Origin of the sequence: Sphingomonas faeni (genome assembly GCF_040407495.1) — a bacterium.
Taxonomy (GTDB): Bacteria; Pseudomonadota; Alphaproteobacteria; order Sphingomonadales; family Sphingomonadaceae; genus Sphingomonas; species Sphingomonas faeni_D.
Genome location: NZ_JAPZPP010000002.1, coordinates 479161 through 497918, shown reverse-complemented (window position 1 = coordinate 497918; position 18758 = coordinate 479161). Strand labels below are relative to the sequence as shown.

Below are 18758 nucleotides of genomic sequence, written 5' to 3'. Positions count from 1 at the left end.
CTGTCCGTTGCCGACATCTTGTAAGCGGCTGCGGCCGGGCTATAGGGTGCGCATGACCCTAAATCCCTTGATCTATGTTGCCTCCAATATCGATCTGACGCTCGCCGGTTACGGCCACGACTTGCCAAATGCGCTGGCGCACTACGAGAATTTCGGGAGGGCGGAGGGGCGCGCGACGGACACGTTCGATCCGCTGATGTACGTCGCCAGCAACATCGACCTGATCCGCGGTCGCTATTACGAAAACCTGGTCACCGCGACCTACCACTATATCGACCATGGCGCGAAAGAAGGCAGGGCTACGACGGGCTTCGATGCCGTAAACTATCTCGCAAGCAACGTGGACCTGATCCAAGGTGGGTACCGTCGCGACTCCGCCAACGTGATCGACCATTGGCTCCACTATGGAGCATTGGAGGGCCGGTCGTACACCAGCTTCGACGCCAAGCAGTATCTGTTGGCAAATCCCGATCTGATCCGGGCAGGGTACGGAGCCAATCCCCCGGCAGCGATGGACCATTGGCTCAATCACGGGGCGTTCGAAGGTCGCGTGACGACGGGGTTCGATGCCGCGCTGTACGTGGCGAGCAATCTCGATCTTGCCCGCGGCGGCTATGGCTTGAATCTGGTTGCGGCCGAACAGCACTGGCTGAATCACGGTGCGATGGAATATCGCGCAACCACGGGTTTCGATGCGGCGGCGTACCTCGCGGTCAATCCCGACATCGCTCGCCAGGTCGGGCACGATTCGGCGCGTGCCATGCTGCAATGGATCCAGCAGGGCGCACTCGAAGGACGCCATATCGATGGCTCAGGCATCGATCTCGTCACCGTGCATGACGGCGATCATGTGGCGACCGGTGCCGGACACGACATGATCATCGTCTCCGGTCCGGATCGGTCGGATAACCTCGTTGTCGGTCAAGGGTCATCGGTTGGCGCCGGGGCGGCCCTGGCGGACCCGTCGAAGGATGCGCCCGTCGCCTATTTTACCCGGCAGCTGAATGCGATCCTGACCGCCGCCGATCTGAATTCCTTGCAGTTCAATAATCAGTCGGTGAACGGATCGACGCTCTACGACGGTATGAACCTTACCAAATCGGCGATCCTTCCGCTTCGCCCGGATATCCTTTTCGATGCGTTCGGAATGAACGATGGGGGCGCCGCGCAATTTTACAGTGGGGAGAGCCTTCCCGGAGCGGAGCGCGCCCTGCGAGCACGCATCGCTGATCTGCAGGCTGCCGGCGTTGCCATCGTGCTGACGACCACGCCGCACCCCCATACCGGCAGAGTGCCGCTCGGTCTGCCGCCCGGCTTTCCGCTCGTCTACCCCGACGTGATCGCCAATCCGACCCAGGCTGATTTGGATGCGATCGCCCAGCGAGCGTTGGTCACGATCGACTGGAAGGGTGAGCCGCTCACGGTCCTGTCGACCTACCTGGCCGTCAACGCGATGATCCGGACCGTCGCGCATGACACAGGCGCGATCCTGATCGATGCAGAGAAATTCTGGTTCGATGCCGAACTGCATCACAGCCAGGACGAACTATTTGGTCCGGGCGAGTCCGTTCATCCCAACCTCCTTGGTCATCAGCTCAGCTATCAGGCAGCGATCGACGATGCACTGACGGGGGTCAAAGACGCCTTCGACGACTATGTGCACGGCAAGGGGTCTATGTATTCGCCGCTGTTCGACTCCTTGGTAGCCCGGGGGGCCATTGATGGCGGCTCGGGGAACGATACGGCGTCGTTCGCGGCGGGGTACCATGTCGATCTGAAACAGGGGTATGCGCTGTCGGGCAACGCCCTCTACTCGATCGAGAATGTCGAGGAGGTGTGGATCGGCAGCAGCAAGGACCTGATGTCCACCGTAATCGGGTCCGACCGGGCTGATCGTCTCGCCGTAAATCCGGCGGACGATCATGGCGGTTTCGTTACGCTGCACGGTGCCGGCGGTAATGACATCCTCGTTGGAGGTCAGGGGAACGATGTTCTTATCGGCGGGAGCGGCGCCGATACGCTGACCGGAGGATTGGGCGCCGACCTGTTCGTCTATAATAATTTCGATGAAGGAGGCGATGTGATCGTGGATTTCGTCACAGGCGTCGATCGCATCCAATTGCCCGGCACCGGGGCGCCGTTTGCATTCCTTGGCAATTTTGAGAGCCTGGCGGTCGCTCAAGCAGCATTGTCTTCGGCCGGTCGGGCGATCAATGCTGCGTTCGTGCAGAACGAGCATTCGCTTTGGTTCGACAGCAACAATAATGCGAAATTCGATAATGGTGACTTGCGGATATCGTTGACCGATACCGTGCAATTGAACGCGCACGACTTTATTGTTGTTTAGGGGCGGCCTCATCAAGCTGCTGGTTCGGGCGGTGTACGCCGTTGGTGTACGGCGAGGCGTAGGCGCCCATCAGCGTTCGAAATGCCCGCTCGAATGAGCCAGGAAACGATGAAGGTTGTCGTTCCGCAGCCGATCACGCCGGTCCCACGGGCTTCCTTCTCGCGAGCCTGCCGTCGGTCCGCTCTTACCCTTCCTTACGCATCTAAAGGGGGCCCATCCGCAGATGGCACCGGAACACCACCGGAATAAGGATTTTCAATGAGGGGAAGAAACGGCGGAAAGCCTTGGTGCACCCGACTGGTCTGCATTAATCGCGCAAATTCAATATGTTGGATTGGCTAACCAACGAGGCGCCGGCCACGGGGGCCTGCGGTTCTCCGACAAACTGGCTAACCGGTCGTGACCGCGCGTTCGCTCTTTCAGATCGCAGGCGGAAAGGCAAAGAAGGGGCACCGGACGGGCCAGCCGGTCCGCCGCAGCAGCTATCGCGCGGGCGAACGTGAGCAGCGGTATTGGCGTCCGTTCAATAAAGCCGAGCGCAACGCACGGATGCGTGCTGCCGAGGCGTATGATCGGAAGCACAAGATCGCTGGCAAGCGTAACGGGCCACTCGGGGCGATCGGCGTTGACGTGCTGCGTGAGTTGATGCGGATGATCGACTTCAAGACTGGACGCCTTGAGCCCGCCATTGCGACGCTCGCTGAACGGCTGCGGCGTTCGCGCGGCGCGATCGTCAGCGCGCTTGCGCGGCTGAAGGCTCACGGATTTCTCAACTGGATCCGTCGCTTTGAACCGATCGAGGATCCCGACGCCTTCGGCCCCCAGGTGAAGCAGGTGACGAACGCCTATTGGTTTGGCCTGCCTAAGGAGGCGGCAGACATGGTCCGCCGGATGATGGGGAAGGGTCCGATGCCAGACGACGAGGTGACCCGCAGGAGGGCCGAGAAAGAGCAAACCGCTGCGATGCTAGCGACGATCTCGGCCGAGGAGCTAGCCGCCTTCCGTGCCGGCGATGAATCCCCTCTCGCGAGAGCTCTCGCTTCGCTAGGCCGTCGCGTAGATCTCTGTAACGCGAATTCACCGGGTGGTCAGAACCCGACCCTACAAGGTTAGATATGAAAGGAACGCCGTTGGCGTGCGCAAATTTGCTGGTCTACCAAGCCTCTGTGGTCCCGAACCCAACGGGGCCAACATCCAGCGACCGCGGGTGAGCGTGCCGGCTTGCGCCGTCACGGGCATCCTAGGGAGAGTGCGCAAATTCGGTGCCATTTTCACATCAAGATTCACTTCTGACGGATATGGTTCTGCCAAACCGGAGTATCTGCGACTGGTAGCGGCTATGCCGAACGAAAGGTGGTACCCGCCAGATCCTTGTAGTACGGCATCGCACACCCGGAGCGAGACGCGATGACAGATGTACGGCATTGTAGGTTCGACAGCCCCGCGTGGTTGGGGAAGATCTTGATTGATAGCCTCGAGGACCTTTCACCGTTATCCATACTGGACCTCGGCTGTGGGGGGGGGGCGTTATCTGTTGCCGCACTTCGTCGCTGGCCAGGACGGGAGCTGATGACGGTCGACGTCGACGCAGCTGTCGAAGCTGAAATGAACCGCGTACTTTCTCCACACCACGGTGTCGTTCATCGCCACGTTACAGCAGACGTTTTGCACCATACCTTCGACTTCCTCGCTATGTCGGGTACAAAGCCGGTAGATCTAGTCATTTCTAATCCCCCATACCGCGCCGCGGAATGGTCTCCAGCGTATGAAAGTATCCTCGAAGCCGCTGGTTTGCCGCCACCCTCCGCCGTAATTGGCGACATCGCTACAGACTTAATTTTCGTGGCTCGAGCGATGACCCTTGTTCGACCGGGGGGGTGCCTTGGGCTGGTACTCCCGGACTCCTTAATTTCGGCTTTGAAATTCCGGACCTTTCGGGAGTGCTTACTCCGATCCCATCGAGTTAGTCGTGTGGTTCAGCTTCCTCGGCGCGCCTTTAAAAATACAGACGCTCAGACCTTTATTGTAATAGTTGAGCGAGGCGGGACAGGATCCGAGGTCAGGCTCGACCGGATCGACGCGCTCGGCGAATGGGCTGAACCCGTTATAGTTAATTCCGAGGTTGCCTCGTTGCGCTTGGATTACTCGTATCACGACAAAGGTGCGCAAATTAAGTGGCAAGGGTGTAAAACCCTTCGTGAACTAGGAGTCGAAATTCGGCGGGGAAATCTGAGCTCATCAGAGGCGTCGGCTTCCGCGGATCCGACGTTTCACTCAAGCGATTTCCCTTTGGTTCCCGGCGGCAAGGTTCGGTTGTCGCGCCAAAGGAGAAAGTTGGCTGAAGTACGTGCCGTCGCTGGCGACATTCTGCTCGCCCGCGTCGATCGGAACTTGGAACGCAAGATTGCGATCGTTCAATCGGGCAGCGCTCGTCTGACTGACTGCGTGTTAAGGATCCGATGCAAACCCGAGCTTGTAGGGCGTGTCAGGGCAGGTTTGCTTTCGCCGGCGGGGCAGTCACAGCTTACGAGTAAAATCAGAGGAACTGGCGCTCGCCATATATCCGCGACCTCGCTGATGGAGCTAGTCGTCTAGTAAAAACGACCATCTTGCTTTTGAAATAATGACCCTGTCTTGGCTTGTGCGGCAGGAATAGGAAGCTAGACGCCAGTTATGTCGAATCTCACTCAGTTGGCCGACGAGATCCAGGTGATGGACGCGTGTGATCGCTTGATTGATCTCGCGATCTGGCCGCGCGGTAAAATCGAGTACCGAGGCTGGCTTGCAAATTTTGACCGAGCTGATCGACCGCTGGCCGTGCAAATGTTGAGCCGGTTCACTTTCCTCTCCCACGCTCTAGTCGACCGGCTTTTCGTGTCTGCCTTTCACGACGTGTCAAATTTTGTAGGCTCTCGCGGTCAAGATTTTCCGACCCGACAAAGTCTGTGGCAAGCGTTTTGTGCCCAGGCCATCGTGGTGCCTGTAATGGGTGAGAACCCAAACCCTTCTGACAGTGGCTGGGGTTTCGCTCGAAAAGCTCGGCAACTTCTCGGTATCCCTGAGGGGAATTTGATGCAGCCTCAAGAGGCCGTTGAGGCCGTAGCGAGCGGGTCAAGCGCGCCCGTCGTGTTTGTAGATGACTTTGTAGGGTCCGGTGATCAATTTCTGCGTACTTGGCGCAGGAGGCACGAGACGACGGCCGGCACCTGGTCGTTTGCTCAGCTGGCCGGAAGGATGCCAGTTTTCTACTGCAACGTATTCATGACCCAATATGGCCGGAATAGGATCGCCAGAGCTGCGCCGACGGTGCGCCTCGTGACAGGCAATATGATCCCGCTAGACCACAATCATATCTCTTCAGATTCCGTGATATGGACGAAAGCGCAGGGTACGAGCGGAATACGGCTTGCGCGCCGGATTGGGCATTCTTTGGGATACACGGCCACGAACGGAGGCTTACGGGACTGGCGGGGTTATCATAAACTGGGGTTAGGTATCGCCATGGAGGACTCAGTGCCAGACGCTAATCTGCCTCTATTTTTTGAAGATGCTAACGGATGGCAGCCACTGGTCCGCCGATCATGAACGAAAAAATTGAAAATGCCGATCTTGCCGAGCTTTTTGGGATATATCGGGCAGAGCTGCTCAGCGACGCACTCTTCAAAATATTCAGTCGCCCAACTTACTTTCCTGAGCTTGAAACTGCCAGGCCGTGTGTACTTGTGGGTGGTCGAGGCACTGGTAAGACAACGGTCCTTCGCTGCCTTTCTTATGAAGGCAAGTATGTGCTTGAGTCGGAGGATGTCTCACGCATTAAGAAATGGAAATACTACGGATTTTATTACAAGGTAAACACGAATAGTGTTCGAGCATTTCAGGGCGAGGAGCTATCTGAAAGGCAGTGGCAAAAGCTTTTTGCTCACTACCTAAATCTTTTACTATGTGGCCGCCTGATAGAATTTCTCGAATGGTATCGGAGTCTTCATCCCGGCGTGGAGGAGCTTTCGGAAGGCCAGTGCCTGAGGTTCTCCGAAGGCCTATTCTGTACGTTGGCGAATACCCAAGAAAAACTATTGGTGTCGATTCAGCAAGGAATTCGGCGTTTTGAGTCTTGGGTTAACAACATCGACCCCGACAATCTGCCGAAAATGTCGCTGCAGGGCGCACTGATAGATGATGTAAGTAGCGCTGTGCTCGGACTTCCGCAATTTGTCGGGAAGAAGCTATTTTTCATTCTAGATGAATTTGAAAATCTCCTCGATGAACAGCAGGAAGTCGTTAACACCCTCATAAAACACTCGGGGCCCGATTACACTTTCAAGGTAGGTGTAAGGGAGCTTGGCTGGCGTCGAAGGAGTACGATTAATCATAGTGAGCAGCTGCAGGCCCCAGCCGATTATGAACGGATTGATATTGGACAGCGCCTCGATGGGGAACAGTTCTTAGCATTTGCAACCGAAGTTTGCGGGTTAAGGGCGGCACGTAGATTCCCAGAGGGTATTGACTTAGAAGCAATGCTTCCGGGTTTATCAATCGATGAGGAGGCAACGCTACTTGGTGTTGATGCCAAGGCAAGGGAGGCTCTTGCAGAACTGGAGCGTACCGATCCTGCAGCTATTCAGCTTGTGGAAGATGCTAGCGATTTAGAGCTGGCGTTGCTTCTTTACTGGGCTCAGTCACAACGGCTTTCGATTAGTCAAATGGCTCGCTCTCGTCACGATGATTCTGCAATGTGGAAGGGGCGTCTTCATAATTACAAGGTGCCGTTGCTTTTTACCCTCAGAGGTGCGCGGCCTGGAGTCAGAAAGTACTATGCAGGCTGGCGTACGTTCGTGCTGCTGGCAGGCGGTAACATTCGTTATCTGCTCCAGTTGATAGGAGAGGCGTTGCAGCTGCAGCGGCTCGACGGAGGGGCGGCCGAAGGCGAGGCAATCTCCCCGCTTCTTCAAACAAAAGCCGCAATCGCGGTTGGCGGGCGCAATGTAAAAGAGCTGGAAGGTTTGGGTGTTCACGGCGCGCAGTTAACTCGACTTGTTCTTGCGTTAGGTCGCCTGTTTGAAACGCTGGCTCTTGAGCCGGAGGGGAAACGTCCCGAGATCACTCGTTTCAATATCGCTGAGGGCGATTCTGTTAGTGCGGTTGAGCCTTTAATTAATGCGGGTGTAATGCACCTTGCGTTGGTACGGCGAGTTTCGAGTCAAAGGATGGACCTAGACTTAAAGTCCTATGACTATGCTGTGCATCCCATATTCGCTGCCTTCTTCGGATTTAGTCATCGAGATATGCGGAAAATACAGTTGAAGGCACGAGATATCTTGGATCTGATGAACGAGCCTAAGAAAACAATCAGGCGCATAGTGGGAGGGGAGCAGCGCCCGGAGAGCCCACTACCTGGACAGTTGCGATTGTTTGAAAGCTTTTTTGAACATGATTAGGTTGCGACCGTTATTTACGACCGAGTACGAGGGGCCGTTGAGTTTGGTTCTCGTGCCTAATGGTACGTACATATACTCAGTAGGTGAGGAGCCAAGAAGTCAGTTTTCTCAACATTTGCATTCCTCATTTCCGACTACGACCTTCGTCAAGGTCACTGGCGAGGCAAGCGGATCGTTTTCAACTGATTTGGTGGACCACGCTGTTGTGCATACCCGAAGAAGGGCTTCAATCGAGAGCATGTTAACAAGGCTCCCGGGGCCGATATATCTTGATATTACCGGTTTGGACCACGCGACTTGGGCCCCAATAGTGCGCGTTTGTATCGAGGTAGGCCGGGAATTGATGGTCGTATACCTAGAACCAGCTTCGTATAGTTCGACATTGCAGCCTGACCGGGGCATGATTTACGACCTCAGTGAGCGTATCGGGGGAATTCGTCCTCTGCCGCAGTTCGCCAAACTAGAAGATCGTCGCCCAAGCCAAACTTGCTTTGTGCCGCTTCTTGGTTTTGAAGGCGCTAGGTTTCTTCATATGCTTAATGAAGTCGATCCGTCACACGGGAAGGTTTTTCCAGTGCTTGGTGTCCCAGGGTTCATGCCGCACTATCCGCTGGATTCCGTTGTAGCTAACGCGGTTGGTTTGGAACAAGAAAAGGCAATACGAAATCTTTCCTACGCAAAATCTAATTGCCCGTTTAGTTTATACTATGAAATGGAGCGCATCGCGAAAATCAGGCCTGATGATCTTTTGCGCATCGGGCTAATTGGTACCAAGCCCCATGCTCTTGGTGCAGTTCTATTTGCGATAGCAAATGATGATCGTGCGGAGATCGTTTACGACAACGTATTGCGTCGAGCAGGGCGAACTCGGGGGGTAGGGCGTTGTCTTGTTTACTCAGCTTCGGACTTCCTTCGCGGGAGGTAGCAGGCATAAACCCGCGCGCTCAGGGAGAAGGAATACGAGGAAAATTAAGGCCAACGACCGCATCAGTCCGCATCATCAAGATCCGCACATCCGTCGCGGAAGCCGCGTGGTTCCAACCCCATGAATGACATTTACCAATTGCGTTGAAATCAACGTGAAGAGGTCGCGGGCAAGGCGGGGGTTCTTGCACCGTTTTGGATGCGCAAATCCGGTGCATTTCCAAAACGCACGTCGGCCTTGCTGACGCGCTTCAGGTGCGGCAATCTGCATCCGACCGATGTGCTCGAAAACAGCCCTTAAGGGCTAGACTTTTTGGTTCTCTGCAGCACATCCGCAAACTGCATCCAAAGCCACCTAAAAAGCTTGCGGGCGAGGCGGGGGTTCTTGCGCGGTATTTGGGGTCGCGGCGCTGAGATCCGCGTGCCGGGCGCTTGGGTCGGTCGTCGTGGCGGGGTCGATGACAAGGCGCCACCCCGGGCTCCGGCATGCCCTTTGCCCAACCCGTAAAGAGCAACCTGTTTGATGCAGGGCGACCCAGAAGGCCAAGGATCGTAACGGGTTGGCAAACGTGAACATTGTGTCATCTTCTCCGTCGCTGGCTTCACTCAGCGAATCGGAGAACAGAAATGGCTATCAAGAAACGCTTGGCTTTCGCCCTCGTGACTTTGGCAACTGTAGGTGTTCAGGTCATGCCGGCCCAAGCGCAGCGCTACTGCCAGCGCGAAGTGGATGATGGCGTTGACAACGATGTGGGTTGCACCGCGCCAGTCGGGGGTCCGATTGGCACTTCCGATCCGCGCTTCTCACGCACTGCAAGTCCCACACCTGATCAGGATGCAGCCGACCTGAATGCGCTTGTGGCAGCAGTAGACGCCACCGGCAACTGAAGACGATGAGCCGCGTGCACAGACACGCGGCTTCATCTTTTAGATTGGAAAATTCGAAACGATCATCTCGCCGGCTTTAATCGCCGGGCCGGCACCGACGGTGTACGATGTCTCGGCCATTGCGATCTGAAACCGACCGAACGTCGCTCGCGCTCCCTCCGTGTCGTTGATCGACAGGATGAAGCGCCCCTTGATCCCCGCTAGTTGTTCAGCGAGCTGGTCGAAGTCGGCGCGGCCGAACACGTCTTGGCCATAATCGGTCTCGCATCCCCAATAGGGCGGATCGAGATAGAACAGCATGCCGGCGCGATCGTAGCGACGGATGAAGTCAGCATAGCCGAGCTGCTCGATCACGACGCCTGCGAGGCGCTCGTGGATATCGGCGAGCATCGGCTCCAGCTTGGCGACGTTGAACCGCGCGCCCGTCGTCGTGCTGACGCCGAAGTGGCGGCCGTTGACCCTGCCACCGAACGCCAGACGCTGAAGGTAGAGAAACCGGCACGCGCGTTCGAGGTCGGTAAGCGTCTCGGGCGGCGTCGCCTTCAGCCGTTCGAACTCGGCGCGGGCAGCAACGCGGAAACGCAGCATGTCGATCATGTAGGGGTAGTGGCGCTGAAGCACGCGGAAGAACGTCACGACATCGCCCGACACGTCGTTGATGACCTCAATCTTCGGTCGCGATCGGCGTCGAAGGAAGATACCGCCCATGCCGACGAAAGGCTCGGCATAGCCGTCATGATCGATGCGCTCAATTATCGCGACAAGGCGCGACGCGAGATTACGCTTGCCGCCGATATAGCCGGCCGCGGGTGCGACGGGCTGAACGGGATTGAGGGTGTACATGTAGGATTTCCTCGCCTTGTAGAGATCCCGCCCGCGCAAAACGCGGGAGCGGGATGGCCGATGGCCGTTGGTCGTGGCGAGAGTGATCCTCGTCGGTGTGCCGGGTTGCAGCCCGGCATCCCCCGCCCGGCTATGCCGGACGCGAAAGCTATTTGGCCGGCGCTGCCGCGCGCGGCGTGAACCGGACGGCTTCAAAACCGACGCGATCGTTGATCTCCATGAACGCCATCTGCAGCGGCAGGATCTCCAGCTCGAAGAACATGTCGACGGCTTCGCTAATCTTGCCGAGCTGCGAGCCCTGCGCCGGCACAATTCCGAGCACGGACGGCGGGGTGCGGTGCGCCGCAAGCACGTCGTCACGGGTCGCGTTCTTTATCCCGAGGAACTCGTCCTTCGCGCCCACCTCGGCGATCGGCAGGATCTTGATGCTGCCTTCCTTGCCGCCGGGCGCGTGGACGAACAGGTTTTTGAAGTTGCCCGGCCCCTTCGAGTTCTTCAGCGCGTCGCGCAGCTCGTCGGTGTCGTTCTCGTCGATGTCACCGGTGGCGTAGAGGATATACCCGGCGTGGCTGCCGTTCAGATAGTAGCGACGTCGGAACAGCGTCGCCGCCTCGTTCAGCAACGCCGACTGCAACGCACTGAGATATTCGGGAACACCGTAGATCTCCTGATTGATGTCCGGCTGCATGATCTGAATGACGCTGCCCGGCTTGAACGCAGTCGCCGCGGCGAGCCCCGGCGACCAGAAGAACTCGCCATCGACGATCCCGCGGCGCATATATTTGGCGAGGCAGTGATCGAGCCGAAGCACTCCGCCAATCACGTTGTTGCGCCGCTCGACATAGGCGTTCCCGAACACGAGATAGTCCTGCACGGCGCGACCGAACGCTGATCGCGACAGTACCGGCACCGTCGACGCGCCGCGCATCACCGGATCGAACGACGCGACCAGCAGGTTGCGCTTGAGCATGATCGCCGAGCTGTGATGCGGCGATACGCGGAAGGCCCGCGCGAGTCCGTCCGGCGACAAGGGCGGCTCGTACCAGCGGTCGGTCTTGTAGCATTCGACCATGTCCATGATCTCGCGGCGGTTCAGGACCGGCTCGGGGTCGCCGAACGAAAACGCGGTCGCCCGGCTGGTTCGCGCAGGGATGTTCGCGCCGAAGGCGGGCAGCTGGTCCATTAGAATAGCTCCATTCGCGTCTTCGGCCGCACCTGACCGTCGAGGGGTTCGTTGATAAAAATGTGCATCGCCGCCCAGGCAAGGTCGCCGTGGCCCACTGCCTCGGTGCGGCTCGTCCTGAAGGTGACGCTCTTGCCGCTCTGGGTCAGCGCCTTCTTGATCGACAGGAACGCTGACTGCAGGTCGATCCACCCGGCGTCATATTCGACGCGCTGACGGGCGAAGGTGTGCTGCGCCTTCATGACCAGACCGGTCTTCACCTCGAGCGAATATTCGATCGCGACCACACCGCGCACCTTGGCGTCGCGCAGGATCTGATAGACCGCCGCGCCAATGCCCTTCTTGTCGATGCCGAGATACGTGCAATTGTAGCGTGCCAGGCGCGCCCGGACGAACTCGGCCTGCGCCTGAAAGTCGCCCTTAATCTGGTGGCGTTCGAGCAGCTTGAACTTCCCGCCGGGACCGTCGGGCGGCAGGGCGATCACCAGCGCGGCGTTGTCGCCGTCCTCGCTTTCCTGCGGATCATAGCCGGCCCAGACCTCGCGGTTGCCGACGGGCCGTTTCGCCAGCATGTCGACGTCGGTCCAGTCGACCATGGCATCGACCGCACACCGCTGCAGCTCGTTGAACTTGAACGCCGACAGGCTGTCGTCGACGAACTGGCACATGAGCAGGTTGGCGAATTCGTCGGGCGCATATTCGATGCGCAGCTCGTCCAGGTTGAACAGGTCGCAGCCGCGCGCCGCGGCGTCCTCGATCGTGACGATCTGTCGCCAGACCTGATCCTCGCACAACACGCCCGCCCGCAGCCGGGCGTGCGAAACGTCGATCTCGATCCGGTCGGCTTTCCTGACCCGCCGGTTGCGCCGCTCGCCCGTCCAGTACGGATGGCCCTGATGCGCGATCGTCGAAGGCGTCGAAAAGTAGGTGCGGCGCCAGCGTTTATGCATCGCCATCGCGCTGGCGACCTTGTTGAGTTCCTCGAACCCGTAGGTCCAGAAGAACTCGTCGAAGTAGAAATTGCCGTGATAGCCCTGCGCGGTGCGGGCGTTCGTGCCGAGGAAGATCAGCTCGGCCGCGGGCTCGCCTTCGGGGATCGTGTCGGCGGTCAGCACGATCGGGTCGCCCTGCAGCTTCACGCCGACGCGGGCCGCGAACTGGACGATGTAGTTGCGGAAAATGTGCGCCTGGTTCTTCGACGCCGACAGGAAGATCTGGTTGCCGCCTCCGCGTAGCGCATCGAGCAGCGCCTCGCGGGCGAAATACCACGTTGCGCCGATCTGGCGTGACTTGAGGATCATGCGGGTGCGCTGATCCTTCGCGCCCCACCAGTCCTCCTGATACCCGAACAGCTCGTCATGGAAGATCTGCTCGAGCTGCTCGACCTGTTCGGTCGTGAAGTGGTTCTTCGGCTTGCCGGCTTTGCGCTCGCCGGCATTGCGGTTGGCAACCTTCTCGTTGAGATCGCCCTCGTGCCCGCCGGGCGCTTCGAACCGGCGTACGCGCGCGGCACTGACGACGCCGCGCATGAGCAGGTCGATCTCTTTCAGATCGCCCCCGGTCTTCTTGTCCTTCGCGATCAACCCGCAAAGCCGCGCCTCCAGATGGTCCTCAATCTTGGCGATGCAGGGCGCATCGTCCCATTTGTCGCGATCTTTCCAGCTTTGGACCGTCTTCGGATTTAGGTGCAGTTCCTCCGCGATCTGCGGGATCCCCCAGCGCTGCCAGTACAGGCTGCGCGCCTGTCGACGCACGTCCACGGGAATCGGGAACGTCGAGGACGGCAACGGCATGCCGGTATCTGCGGGGAGCTTGTCCATGTCGCGGCGGACCTTGCCGCGCGATCGGTGCCGTCCGCACCGTGTCTAGGGTGTGGAATGCGATCCCACACCTGCGCACGCTTGAGAGAGGCGGCGGTTTCGGTCCCTTTGCGGCTTCCAGATGCCGCCTGACGCGGCCCACCGATTTCGAACCCCGAGGGACCGACCGCCATGGGCACCAAGAGCAAGTTCTTCCGCGCATTCGTATCCGGCGCGACGATCAGCGACGGGCGCGTCATCACCGACGAGATGATCGACGAGGTCTTCTCGACGTTCAACGCCGAGACCTACAGCCCGCGCATCAATATCGAGCATCTGTCGGGCTACAGCCCCGAGCCTCCGTTTAACGGTTACGGGGATGTCGTCGCCGTGAAGGTGCAGAACGACGAGTTCACGATCGGCGGGAAGGTCGAGAAGCGCAAGGCGCTCTACTGCCAGGTCGATGCCAACGATCAGCTCGTCGCGCTCGCCAACGCCGACCAGAAACCATACCCCTCGGTCGAACTGACTCCGAGCTATGCCGGCACCGACAAGATCGGCCTGATCGGTCTCGCCTTCACCGACACGCCCGCGTCGATCGGCACGCAGCGTCTACAATTCTCGCGCACCGCACCCGGCACCGTGTTCGCCGCATCGCCTGATGCAGTCACGCTGGAGTTCGAAGCCAAGCCGGTCGAGCCGACCGGTATCGCCGACGCGATCAAGGCTGGCTTTGCCGGTGTCGCCGCCATGTTCAAGGCCAGCGAGCCTGAGAAGCCGAAGACCGAGCCGAAGCAGAAGCCGGCGAACGACAACGATCTCGCCACCTTTGCGGTCGCCATGGGCGACACGATGGCGACCACGCTCGCCGCTGCGCTCAAGCCGATCACGGACGCGCAGACGTCGCTGCAGGGCGAGTTCGCGACGCTGCAGGCGAAGCTCGAAGCCACGCCCGAACAGGGTTTCAGCCGCACGCCCGCCAATGGCGGCAGCGGTGAGCCGGCCACGGACTGCTGACCCGCAGCCATCCCTTCGACCCGACCGACATTCGCCCAGGAGCCGCCCCCATGCGCAACGAAACCCGTCTCAAATATAACGCCTTCACGCTGCAGATCGGCAAGCTGAACGGCATCGAGGATCCCAGCCGATCGTTCACGGTCGCGCCTGCCGTCGCCCAGACGCTGCGCGGCAAGATCCAGCAGTCGAGCGCCTTCCTGACGTCGATCAACATCATCCCGGTCGTCGCGCAGGAAGGCGACAAGGTCGGCGTCGGTGTGAAGGGCACGATCGCCAGCCGCACCGATACGCGCGTTCACGATCGCCAGCCGCGCTATCCCGGCGATCTCGACGAGACGCGCTACCGTTGCGAGAAGACCGACTTCGATACGCTCGTTCGGTACGAAACGCTCGATGCGTGGGCTCACCAGCCGAACTTCCAGATCCTGCTGCGCGACGCGATCGTCAAGGCGAAGGCGCTCGACATCATCACGATCGGCTTCAACGGCGTGAAGGTCGCGGTCGAGACCGACCCGAACACGTACCCGCTGTTGCAGGACGTCAACATCGGCTGGCTGCAGCACATCCGCCTCGACGCGCCCGCCCGCGTGCTGGCCGAGGGCGATCTCAAGCCCGCAACCCGCGTGAACAACGTCGTGACGGTTGCCGGCGCGATCTATGTCGGTGCCGGTGAGGTCGGCAAGGACGTCGATTACGTCAACGTCGACGCGCTGATTTACGATGCGATCGAGCTGCTCGACGAGAACTACCGCGACGACACCGATCTGGTCGTCATCGTCGGTCGCGACCTCGTTCACGACAAGTATTTCTCGATCGTCAATTCGTCCGGCGACAAGGCCACCGAACAGCTCGCCCGCGACGTCCTGCTCTCCGACAAGAAGCTCGGTGGGCTGCAGGCGGTCCGCGTGCCGAAGTTCCCCAAGAACGCGCTGCTGATCACCACGCTCGCGAACCTGTCGGTCTATGAGCAGATCGGCAGCGAGCGTCGCAAGATCGAGGACAACGCCAAGCGCGACCAGATCGAGAATTACGAGAGCGTCAATCAGGCTTTCGTGATCGAGGACATGGGCAAGGTCGCGCTCGTCGAGAACATCGTCATGGGCAAAAAGCCGGCCTGATCGGCCCGGCTTCCGCCCCACCAGTTAGCCCGCGCTCCACAGGACATGCCATGAGCCTCGCTCGCAAACATCGGGATCGTATCCTTGCATCCCAGATGGCATCTGCTCCCGTCACGGAGAGCGGGTTATCCCCTACGGCGTCGGCATCCGACGCCGGCACCCCCGCCGAACGCGCAGCCGCATCAATCGCGATGCGGCTGCAGCACGATCTGCGCCGCCTGAAAGAGATTCAGTCGATCCAGCGCAAGATCGAGACCAAGCGCGAGCTGTTGCCCGCCTATGCCGACTGGGTTGCCGGTTTGCTCGAGGGCGGGCGCAATGCCGGCGTCGGTGTTGCCGAGGACGTCTTGCCGACCATCATGGTCTGGCTGATCGATACCGGCGATTACGCGCGGGCGCTCAAACTCGCCGACCACGTCGTTGCCTATGACGTGCCGCTGCCGTCGCGCTACGAACGGTCTGCCCCGGCGCTGATCGTCGAGGAAATCGCCGACGCCGCGATCCGCGCGCAGACCGCAAAGCAGGCGTTCCCGCTCGAGGTCCTCGAGCATGTCGAGGAACTGACCGCCGACGCGGATATGCACGATCAGGTTCGCGCCAAGCTGCAGAAGGCGATCGGCACCGAACTCGCGCGCACGGCCGAGGATCTTGATCCGACCAAGCCCGAGTTCGTCGTTGCCGCCGTTCGCGCACTCGCGCCGCTTCGTGAAGCCGTCCGGCTACATGACCGGGTCGGCGTCGCTGGTCAGATCAAGCGGCTCGAAAAGGTCATCACCAAGCGCGCCGAGTCAGCCGCGCCAGACGCCACACCAGATACCGCCGGTTCCACCGGCTCCTAAGCTCGCCCCCGGCGCTCGGGGGCGGATCACGCGGGATGGGAGGGCGCGTCAGCGCTGAGGGCCATCGACCGATCCTGATCCCCACCCCCGAGATTTTTCAAGGATCCGCCGCCATGCTCGCCACGATCGTCACCTCCGCGCTGCCACTGCTGAGCCTCGGGCTCGGCGTATGGCTGGTGCTGGCAGGGGTCGTGATCCTGCTGATGCTGGGACGCGCGAGCGTGCTGTTCTGCCTGGCAGTAATTGTCGTAGGCCTCGCGCTCTTCGTGATCGGCTCGGTCGGTACCGGCCGGATCCTCCTCGCATGAGTGGGTTCGGCTGTTCCCCCTCGCTCACCCCCGCACCGGTCGTCTCGGGCGTCGTATTGATCCCCAACGACGGCTGGTTTCCCGACATCGACGCGACTGCATTGCGCGCCGCGCGTCGTATCCGCGACGTGGTCACGCCCGAGCGGCTGGCGCTTGCGGTGACCGGCGCGATCATCACCGTCGGCAACCAGCTCGCGGCATGGCAGGTCGCGCATCTGCTCGCCGGCCACGCCAATCTCGCCGCGGTGCCATCGCCGAAGCTTGGCGAAACGAGCCGCCTCGTCCTGCTCTACACCCGCGCGATCGGTGCCTATGCCAAGGCCGAACTGGTCGAGACGTACCGCGACACCGACCTGACCGCGCAGGGGCAGCGCGATGCCGATGCGGTCGAGCCGTCGATCGTCGATCTGCGCCGCGACGGGATCCACGCCGTCCGCGACATGCTCGGCCGTGCCCGCGTGCGCGCGGAGCTGATCTGATGGCCGATGTTCTAACCGCAAAGCAGGGCGACACGCTCGACGAACTGATCTGGCGCGAACGCGGGCTCGGTGCTGCCGATATCGGCCGCGTGCTCGCGCTCAACCCCGGTGTCGCCGACATCGGCGCAATCCTGCCGCTGGGTGCGACCGTGGCGATGCCCGTCAGCATGACGCCCGCGCCCCGCATGCTCCCGCTCATCCAGCTTTGGGACTGACCGTATGAAGGATCTTCTCCACGACTTCGGGACATGGCTGTTGGCGTTCGTCGTCAGCCTGATCCCTGCCGGCCTCGGGTCGGTCGTCAGCCTGCTGGTCGAGACCGGTCTGACATGGGGCCAGCGTATCGCGCAGGTCTGGGTCGGCATTGTCGTCAGCTACTTCGTCACCAACGCGGCCGGCGCGCTGTTCGGCATGCACCCGTTCGTATCGCAGGCGATCGGCTTTCTCGTTGCGATGGTCGCCTTCAAGGGCGCGCCCGGTTTCATCGCCGGCTGCAGCGCCGTCCTCGCCGAACTGCCCGGCAAGCTTAGCGAGCGTCTGCTCGCGCTCATCCCACGAAAGGACCCCAAGTAATGCCCCAGCCTGACAGGGGATCGTCGTCGACGATGAAGCGCAAGACGCTGATCGGCACCATCGGTGCGGCAGCAGCGCTGATCGTCACCCCGTTCGTATCCGGATGGGAGTCGGGCGGCACGCCGCGGCTCGTCGCCTATCAGGACATCGTCAAGGTATGGACGATCTGCGGGGGCGAGACGCTCGGCGTGAAGCCCGGCATGGTCGAGACGGTCGCCGGCTGCGAGTTGCGCGAGGAAGCCGCGCTGATCCGTCACGCCGAACCGGTTCTCGCCTGTACGCCGACCTTACGCACTCATCCCAGCCAGCTCTCGGCTGCGATCAGCCTCGCCTACAACATCGGCACCGGTGGCTACTGCAAGTCCACCGTCGCACGCCGCTTCAACGCCAACGACTGGCGCGGCGCCTGCGACGCCTTCCTGATGTGGAACAAGGCGGGCGGGCAGGTCGTGCGCGGCCTCGATCGCCGTCGCCGCGCCGAGCGCGACCTCTGCCTGAAGGAGCTGCCCCGATGATCCGAACCCTGTTTGCCAAGGTGAAAGCCGAGGCGTTCTTCCTCGTGCTGCTCGCCGTCGCGGCGGTCGGCGCATGGCTTTACGTCCAGTACCGGCAGGTCACGGCCGACCGGGATGATCTCCAGCACCGTGCCGAGCTGATCTGCGCTGGCTCGGGTGCCGATTTCGCCGCGATCGGCAAGACGGCGCGCGGCGTCCGCTGCGCGCAGACGGTCGCCGGGCTCGTCAAATTCAAGGGCGATAGCGACCAGCTTGCCGCGGCGACGCTCGCCCAAGCGATGGCCGATCATGACGCCCGACAGAACGACGACACCCGCGCCGCGCGCGCTGCCGCTGAGGCAGCAAGCTCGGCTGCACAACGAATGGAGATGGCAGATGCACAAGCGGAACGGACGAACCTTGTCGATAGCGATTGGTTTCGCGCTGTTAACGGCGTTGCCGGCCTGCGCGCGGCACGCTGAGGCCCCGCCCGCCGTCGTCTCGACGCCGA

The 18758-nt window shown here is 60.5% G+C and carries 19 protein-coding genes and 1 pseudogene; 16 read left to right on the top strand and 4 right to left on the bottom strand.

Features of this window, described 5'->3' with window-relative positions; translation table 11 throughout:
• The first annotated feature begins 52 nt into the window (after positions 1 to 52).
• The 3 genes and pseudogenes from O6W96_RS07340 to O6W96_RS07330 all read left to right on the top strand — a co-directional run.
• Positions 53 to 2347 carry a GDSL-type esterase/lipase family protein gene (locus O6W96_RS07340; protein WP_353468944.1) on the top strand — a complete coding sequence of 765 codons (2295 nt, stop codon included), beginning with the start codon at positions 53 to 55 and terminating at the stop codon, positions 2345 to 2347.
• A gap of 399 nt (positions 2348 to 2746) precedes the next feature.
• Positions 2747 to 3460 (top strand): replication protein A, encoded by a 714-nt coding sequence (locus O6W96_RS07335; protein ID WP_353468943.1) that lies wholly within the window; start codon positions 2747 to 2749, stop codon positions 3458 to 3460.
• A 294-nt stretch (positions 3461 to 3754) separates the two neighbouring features.
• Positions 3755 to 4381: pseudogene (locus O6W96_RS07330) on the top strand (N-6 DNA methylase); the annotation flags it as partial.
• A gap of 240 nt (positions 4382 to 4621) precedes the next feature.
• Here the strand turns inward: O6W96_RS07330 and O6W96_RS07325 are convergent.
• Positions 4622 to 4765: a hypothetical protein gene (locus tag O6W96_RS07325; RefSeq protein WP_353469401.1), complete on the bottom strand. Its 144-nt coding sequence runs from the start codon at positions 4763 to 4765 to the stop codon at positions 4622 to 4624.
• Positions 4766 to 5020: 255 nt separating this feature from the next.
• On the opposite strand from O6W96_RS07325, the gene O6W96_RS07320 reads away from it, so the two are divergent.
• The 4 genes from O6W96_RS07320 (at position 5021) to O6W96_RS07305 (ending at position 9594) form a co-directional block, all read left to right on the top strand.
• Positions 5021 to 5932: a phosphoribosyltransferase-like protein gene (locus O6W96_RS07320; RefSeq protein WP_353468942.1), complete on the top strand. Its 912-nt coding sequence runs from the start codon at positions 5021 to 5023 to the stop codon at positions 5930 to 5932.
• On the top strand, positions 5905 to 7782 hold the full coding sequence (locus O6W96_RS07315) for an ORC-CDC6 family AAA ATPase (protein ID WP_353468941.1): 1878 nt from the start codon (positions 5905 to 5907) through the stop codon (positions 7780 to 7782). The genes O6W96_RS07320 and O6W96_RS07315 overlap by 28 nt, the downstream gene beginning before the upstream one ends.
• A gap of 400 nt (positions 7783 to 8182) precedes the next feature.
• Positions 8183 to 8707: a hypothetical protein gene (locus O6W96_RS07310; protein WP_353468940.1), complete on the top strand. Its 525-nt coding sequence runs from the start codon at positions 8183 to 8185 to the stop codon at positions 8705 to 8707.
• 626 nt (positions 8708 to 9333) lie between these two features.
• On the top strand, positions 9334 to 9594 hold the full coding sequence (locus O6W96_RS07305) for a hypothetical protein (protein WP_353468939.1): 261 nt from the start codon (positions 9334 to 9336) through the stop codon (positions 9592 to 9594).
• 39 nt (positions 9595 to 9633) lie between these two features.
• On the opposite strand, the gene O6W96_RS07300 is transcribed toward O6W96_RS07305, so the two are convergent.
• The 3 genes from O6W96_RS07300 to O6W96_RS07290 form a co-directional block, all read right to left on the bottom strand.
• Positions 9634 to 10437 carry a DNA adenine methylase gene (locus O6W96_RS07300; RefSeq protein WP_353468938.1) on the bottom strand — a complete coding sequence of 268 codons (804 nt, stop codon included), beginning with the start codon at positions 10435 to 10437 and terminating at the stop codon, positions 9634 to 9636.
• Positions 10438 to 10585: 148 nt separating this feature from the next.
• On the bottom strand, positions 10586 to 11620 hold the full coding sequence (locus O6W96_RS07295) for a phage portal protein (RefSeq protein WP_353468937.1): 1035 nt from the start codon (positions 11618 to 11620) through the stop codon (positions 10586 to 10588).
• Positions 11620 to 13440, bottom strand: coding sequence for a terminase large subunit domain-containing protein (locus O6W96_RS07290; protein ID WP_353468936.1), 1821 nt, complete (start codon positions 13438 to 13440; stop codon positions 11620 to 11622). Before O6W96_RS07290 ends, O6W96_RS07295 begins: the two co-directional genes overlap by 1 nt.
• Before the next feature lie 171 nt (positions 13441 to 13611).
• Between O6W96_RS07290 and O6W96_RS07285 the strand changes: the two genes are divergently transcribed.
• From O6W96_RS07285 to O6W96_RS07245, 9 genes are all read left to right on the top strand, one after another.
• Complete coding sequence (locus tag O6W96_RS07285) at positions 13612 to 14436, top strand: GPO family capsid scaffolding protein (RefSeq protein ID WP_353468935.1); 825 nt, start codon at positions 13612 to 13614, stop codon at positions 14434 to 14436.
• 50 nt (positions 14437 to 14486) lie between these two features.
• A complete protein-coding gene (locus O6W96_RS07280) occupies positions 14487 to 15554 on the top strand; it encodes a phage major capsid protein, P2 family (protein WP_353468934.1) in 1068 nt (355 codons plus the stop codon).
• A 95-nt stretch (positions 15555 to 15649) separates the two neighbouring features.
• Positions 15650 to 16393, top strand: coding sequence for a phage terminase small subunit (gene gpM, locus O6W96_RS07275; RefSeq protein WP_353468933.1), 744 nt, complete (start codon positions 15650 to 15652; stop codon positions 16391 to 16393).
• Positions 16394 to 16506: 113 nt separating this feature from the next.
• Positions 16507 to 16701: a hypothetical protein gene (locus O6W96_RS07270; RefSeq protein ID WP_353468932.1), complete on the top strand. Its 195-nt coding sequence runs from the start codon at positions 16507 to 16509 to the stop codon at positions 16699 to 16701.
• A complete protein-coding gene (locus O6W96_RS07265; protein WP_353468931.1) occupies positions 16698 to 17180 on the top strand; it encodes a head completion/stabilization protein in 483 nt (160 codons plus the stop codon). The genes O6W96_RS07270 and O6W96_RS07265 overlap by 4 nt, the downstream gene beginning before the upstream one ends.
• Positions 17180 to 17395, top strand: a complete 216-nt coding sequence (locus O6W96_RS07260) for a tail protein X (RefSeq protein WP_353468930.1) — start codon at positions 17180 to 17182, stop codon at positions 17393 to 17395. Before O6W96_RS07265 ends, O6W96_RS07260 begins: the two co-directional genes overlap by 1 nt.
• A 4-nt stretch (positions 17396 to 17399) precedes the next feature.
• Positions 17400 to 17753 carry a hypothetical protein gene (locus O6W96_RS07255; RefSeq protein ID WP_353468929.1) on the top strand — a complete coding sequence of 118 codons (354 nt, stop codon included), beginning with the start codon at positions 17400 to 17402 and terminating at the stop codon, positions 17751 to 17753.
• Entirely contained in the window at positions 17753 to 18268 is a 516-nt protein-coding gene (locus O6W96_RS07250; RefSeq protein ID WP_353468928.1) for a lysozyme, read from the top strand. The genes O6W96_RS07255 and O6W96_RS07250 overlap by 1 nt, the downstream gene beginning before the upstream one ends.
• Positions 18265 to 18729: a hypothetical protein gene (locus O6W96_RS07245; RefSeq protein WP_353468927.1), complete on the top strand. Its 465-nt coding sequence runs from the start codon at positions 18265 to 18267 to the stop codon at positions 18727 to 18729. Before O6W96_RS07250 ends, O6W96_RS07245 begins: the two co-directional genes overlap by 4 nt.
• Positions 18730 to 18758: the final 29 nt, after the last annotated feature.

Coding starts and splice junctions, on each gene's coding strand:
- O6W96_RS07340 (WP_353468944.1), top strand. CDS start 53: ATGACCCTAAATCCCTTGATCTATGTTGCCTCCAATATCGATCTGACG.
- O6W96_RS07320 (WP_353468942.1), top strand. CDS start 5,021: ATGTCGAATCTCACTCAGTTGGCCGACGAGATCCAGGTGATGGACGCG.
- O6W96_RS07315 (WP_353468941.1), top strand. CDS start 5,905: ATGGCAGCCACTGGTCCGCCGATCATGAACGAAAAAATTGAAAATGCC.
- O6W96_RS07310 (WP_353468940.1), top strand. CDS start 8,183: ATGATTTACGACCTCAGTGAGCGTATCGGGGGAATTCGTCCTCTGCCG.
- O6W96_RS07305 (WP_353468939.1), top strand. CDS start 9,334: ATGGCTATCAAGAAACGCTTGGCTTTCGCCCTCGTGACTTTGGCAACT.
- O6W96_RS07300 (WP_353468938.1), bottom strand. CDS start 10,437: ATGTACACCCTCAATCCCGTTCAGCCCGTCGCACCCGCGGCCGGCTAT.
- O6W96_RS07295 (WP_353468937.1), bottom strand. CDS start 11,620: ATGGACCAGCTGCCCGCCTTCGGCGCGAACATCCCTGCGCGAACCAGC.
- O6W96_RS07290 (WP_353468936.1), bottom strand. CDS start 13,440: ATGGACAAGCTCCCCGCAGATACCGGCATGCCGTTGCCGTCCTCGACG.
- O6W96_RS07285 (WP_353468935.1), top strand. CDS start 13,612: ATGGGCACCAAGAGCAAGTTCTTCCGCGCATTCGTATCCGGCGCGACG.
- O6W96_RS07280 (WP_353468934.1), top strand. CDS start 14,487: ATGCGCAACGAAACCCGTCTCAAATATAACGCCTTCACGCTGCAGATC.
- gpM (WP_353468933.1), top strand. CDS start 15,650: ATGGCATCTGCTCCCGTCACGGAGAGCGGGTTATCCCCTACGGCGTCG.
- O6W96_RS07270 (WP_353468932.1), top strand. CDS start 16,507: ATGCTCGCCACGATCGTCACCTCCGCGCTGCCACTGCTGAGCCTCGGG.
- O6W96_RS07265 (WP_353468931.1), top strand. CDS start 16,698: ATGAGTGGGTTCGGCTGTTCCCCCTCGCTCACCCCCGCACCGGTCGTC.
- O6W96_RS07260 (WP_353468930.1), top strand. CDS start 17,180: ATGGCCGATGTTCTAACCGCAAAGCAGGGCGACACGCTCGACGAACTG.
- O6W96_RS07255 (WP_353468929.1), top strand. CDS start 17,400: ATGAAGGATCTTCTCCACGACTTCGGGACATGGCTGTTGGCGTTCGTC.
- O6W96_RS07250 (WP_353468928.1), top strand. CDS start 17,753: ATGCCCCAGCCTGACAGGGGATCGTCGTCGACGATGAAGCGCAAGACG.
- O6W96_RS07245 (WP_353468927.1), top strand. CDS start 18,265: ATGATCCGAACCCTGTTTGCCAAGGTGAAAGCCGAGGCGTTCTTCCTC.